Raw genomic sequence first — 3,737 nt, forward strand, 5'->3', positions numbered from 1 at the left:
TGCGTGTTTGTAACGTCTGATTTTCCTTCGGAAAATCCTCGCATACAAACCCGCAACTATTCTTATACATAAACGTTGTATGCAATCTAGAAAATGAACAGATTTAAAGACAAAAATTTAAGCATTTATCATTTTGAGGATGAAGTATTCATTGAATGCCCGAAGTGTGATAAAAGAGCTATTATTACTAAAAATGAACCCGAGTCACACTTTTCCGAAAGAACATTGAAGTGTCCAAATTGTTTTCATTCACAAAAGGGACGAAAAGAATCTTACTCTATTGAATTAAATTGTCACTGTCCACATTGCGCTGGAGAAATTAAAGTTGATATCCCCAACGTAAACGAAAAAAAAGAGACAATCTCTGTTAAATGCTCTAACTGCGGAAAAACTGAAGATTACAAACCAAGAAATATTTCTCAAGAATGGGCTTATCAAAATACAGGAAAACCCTCTGACAGCTATTTCGGATTACCACTTTGGTTAAGCGTTAACTTCAGAGGAAATAGTTTTTGGGCATTGAATTATCAACACTTAGAGTATCTAAAGGATTATATTTCAGCTGACCTGAGAGAAAAAAATGGTCGAAATCACTGGACTATGGTTGAAAAATTACCTGACTGGATGAAATCAGGAAAAAACCGAGATAAAATAGTAAAATTAATAGCGGAATTGGAGAAAAAATAAAACTGCATACAACAACGTGTAAAAAACATAGGGCGATTTAGGCTTAATTTGAAGGCTTAGGTTTCTTTATGAGGTCGCCAAATTTTCAATTTGGCATTTAGAGAAAAATAAAAGCAAAATATGTAAATTTGGCTTAGTGAGAATTCGATAGTCAGTGCTTATCCTCTGCCCTACGTTCCTTACACCAAACGTTGCCTTTAATTGAAAAAAAAACAGAAATGAACTATAAACAAATTTTAATTTATACAATATTACTTTTAAGTAATCAATTTTTAATTGCACAAAACTGTGAATGTTCATCAGAAGATTATAAAAAATGGAATCAAGGAGGGATCTTGGATATTTCAGGAGAAATAAATTTTTTAGAATCCTCAAATATTATAATTAAAGATAAAACCGAAATTAACAAGGGAAATATGTTAGCAGTAAAATCAAGAATTAACAAATATCATAACGGTTACTATTTCGATTATAATATTTACTTTCAATATAAAATTGATATTCCTAAGAAAATTACTATAAAATTAATGAACAATAAAGGAAACTCATTTTCAATTGAAAGTGAAAAAGCGATTAGTGAACCTTATGAATACTATAATTATATTTCCGTAAACGACAGTTCATTTAAGGACTTCATTAATTCAGGTATAATAACAAAAATTGATTTTATTGATTCAACCAAACAAAATAAAGTATTAGCTTATTTTTTTCTCTCTATCAATGAATCTATAGATCTAGTAAAAATATTTTGCTGTTCTATAAAACTTAAAAAAGAAATATTAGGTCAACAAGATTAAATACATCATAAAATAATAAAGTTTTTAGAAACACCAAAAATGAGCTTAAAAGACGACTTTTTACAATTATTAGAATTTCCTACATTAATTAAATTCAGCGAAAAAACAATATTTAATGAAACAGATACATTAGGTATTTCTAGTTCCGATAAAATACTAATAGACAACCAATATGTTGATTACTACAAGTATAAAAAAAGAGAAAGAGAAGAATTTTGGAAAAGTGTTGATATATATATTAAAATTGAAAGAAATGATGATGTTCTTAATCTCATAAACAATTTCCTAATTGAAAATGAACTTTCAGAACAAAAAAAATTAAAAAAATTTAATGATATCAAGAATAATGAAAAGTTATTTGATTTTGTAACTAAAGACAATTTTAGAGTAAATATAATTAGGTATGAGAACCGAATAGTCATTATGTTGACAATGTTTGATTATTAAAAAAACAACTAAAGGCAACACCGTATAAAATTAATGGCTAGTTTTAACCTACTTGGAAAATTCCTGCGGAATTTTCTCTGGCAAGTATCTGTTTACTAAATTAGTCGACTAAACACGCCACTAATCTTATACATCAACGTTGTATGCAACCCAAAAAAAATACGTAAACCAATCAAAATTGATGGAAATTAGAACATTTTTTAAACTTAAAATAAATATAGATAATTTAGATTCCTTCTATCCTAATCAAGAAAAATGTTCGCGAATTTATCAAACAGAATTAATTATTGACGACAAAAATAATAATGAAATTCAACTAAAAATTTTCTTCGATGATAAAGAATATCTTGGAGAAAAAATTATGCAATGGAATCATATTAATGATTTGAATCTAATAGACTATTTTCAAGCAATTGAAATTATCAGCCCAGAAAATTTACTTGAAATTGATTTTTTGAATTATAGATGTAAAGGAATGGAAAACTCCACAGATTTTTATGAATTCAAATTAAAATATTTCACGATAAAATTAACAGGAATAAAAAAAACCTTTTCTAATTCTGAAAAATCAGCAAGTACAATATATTTAAATCAACAAAGTTTTGGTTTAATTGAGTTAAACTATAATTATAACCAACATTTTTCTTGGAGCAAAGAAGAATACAATTGGAAACCAAAAAACAAAATTAAAGAATATATTAAGTTTGGTAATACTTCTTTCAAACCAGAACATAATTTTTTTAATTCTACAAAAAATCATTTAGAAAAAATATCAATCCAAAAAGAACCTAAATTAACTATTCAATACAATGATTTAAACGAATCAGAAATAAAAAAACATATAGAATTAATTTGTACGCTTTATTCTTTCTACTCTATTGAAAATATTGATTACTCATTATCAAGAATATACACAAATGACAAACTTCATATAGAAATAAGAGATGTTTCCAACAATATATCTAAAGATTATCACGGAATTTTTCGTTGGGAGTTTTATCAAAATCCTTTAAATTTATTTATCAATGTTGATTCTACACAGTTATTAGAAAACTCTGATTTTTATAAAAAAATTGTTGAAAGATATATTTACTCTCAAAAGACAAGCGGAGAATCCAAGTTTATGATTCTTTATAGTATTTTAGAACAAATCAGAAATAAGTATATTTTAGACAAAAAAATAGAAAAAGAAAAGGCTGGAGAAACCCCAAACTTAAAGAAAGTAACAGAAGAATATAGTTTTAATTTAAGTAAAACACAAACTGATAGATTCATAAAAAAGACTCTTGAAAATATCATCGAAATTGTATCTGAAAAAGATAAGGAACTTTTCAAGAAAGAAATTAAATATAAACTAACACCAATTAAAGTAGTTTCAATGATAAATCAATTTCAAAGTTTATTTGACTATATAAAAATTGAGCCAAAAGAATTTGATTTAGATTTTTTAGAATTAAAAAGTTTAAGAGATTCAATTTTTCACGGAAGACCAATAAGTGAAAATTTAGAAAAGTTAAATAAAATAAATCTCTATAAGTGTCTACCTAAATTTGTTGGAACAGTTATTTTAAAATATTCTGGAATTGAAAACATAAAAGAAATAGTAAAATATGAGAATTGAAAAGGGCAACATACAACACCGTATATAATTTATTGCTGGCTTCTTGCCTACTTGCGAAAGTCCTCGCGGACTTTGAACTGCTCCCAAAAAGTTAGACACTATTTGAGGGTATTATTATGGGAAGAAAAGTCAAGTATGATTACGCATTTAAACTTCGATGTGTAAAGCAAGTTTTAAAAAATCAC

4 protein-coding genes are annotated in these 3,737 nt (G+C 26.5%); all 4 read left to right on the forward strand.

What is annotated here, in order from left to right; genetic code table 11:
* Positions 1-93 precede the first annotated feature (93 nt).
* A complete protein-coding gene (locus tag M4I23_RS19275) occupies positions 94-687 on the forward strand; it encodes a hypothetical protein (RefSeq protein ID WP_249755487.1) in 594 nt (197 codons plus the stop codon).
* A 218-nt stretch (positions 688-905) separates the two neighbouring features.
* The gene (locus M4I23_RS19280) at positions 906-1,484 is read left to right on the forward strand and encodes a hypothetical protein (RefSeq protein ID WP_249755488.1); all 579 of its coding nucleotides are present in this window, start codon (positions 906-908) and stop codon (positions 1,482-1,484) included.
* Between the two features lie 39 nt (positions 1,485-1,523).
* Positions 1,524-1,931, forward strand: a complete 408-nt coding sequence (locus M4I23_RS19285) for a hypothetical protein (protein WP_249755489.1) — start codon at positions 1,524-1,526, stop codon at positions 1,929-1,931.
* A 181-nt stretch (positions 1,932-2,112) separates the two neighbouring features.
* The gene (locus M4I23_RS19290) at positions 2,113-3,552 is read left to right on the forward strand and encodes a hypothetical protein (protein ID WP_249755490.1); all 1,440 of its coding nucleotides are present in this window, start codon (positions 2,113-2,115) and stop codon (positions 3,550-3,552) included.
* The last annotated feature ends 185 nt before the right edge of the window (positions 3,553-3,737 follow it).

It is taken from the genome of Algibacter sp. L4_22, from assembly GCF_023473045.1.
Lineage (GTDB): Bacteria > Bacteroidota > Bacteroidia > Flavobacteriales > Flavobacteriaceae > Algibacter.

Bases quoted from the DNA above. Each gene is read 5' to 3' on its own strand.
- M4I23_RS19275 (WP_249755487.1), top strand. From the start codon at position 94: ATGAACAGATTTAAAGACAAAAATTTAAGCATTTATCATTTTGAGGAT.
- M4I23_RS19280 (WP_249755488.1), top strand. From the start codon at position 906: ATGAACTATAAACAAATTTTAATTTATACAATATTACTTTTAAGTAAT.
- M4I23_RS19285 (WP_249755489.1), top strand. From the start codon at position 1,524: ATGAGCTTAAAAGACGACTTTTTACAATTATTAGAATTTCCTACATTA.
- M4I23_RS19290 (WP_249755490.1), top strand. From the start codon at position 2,113: ATGGAAATTAGAACATTTTTTAAACTTAAAATAAATATAGATAATTTA.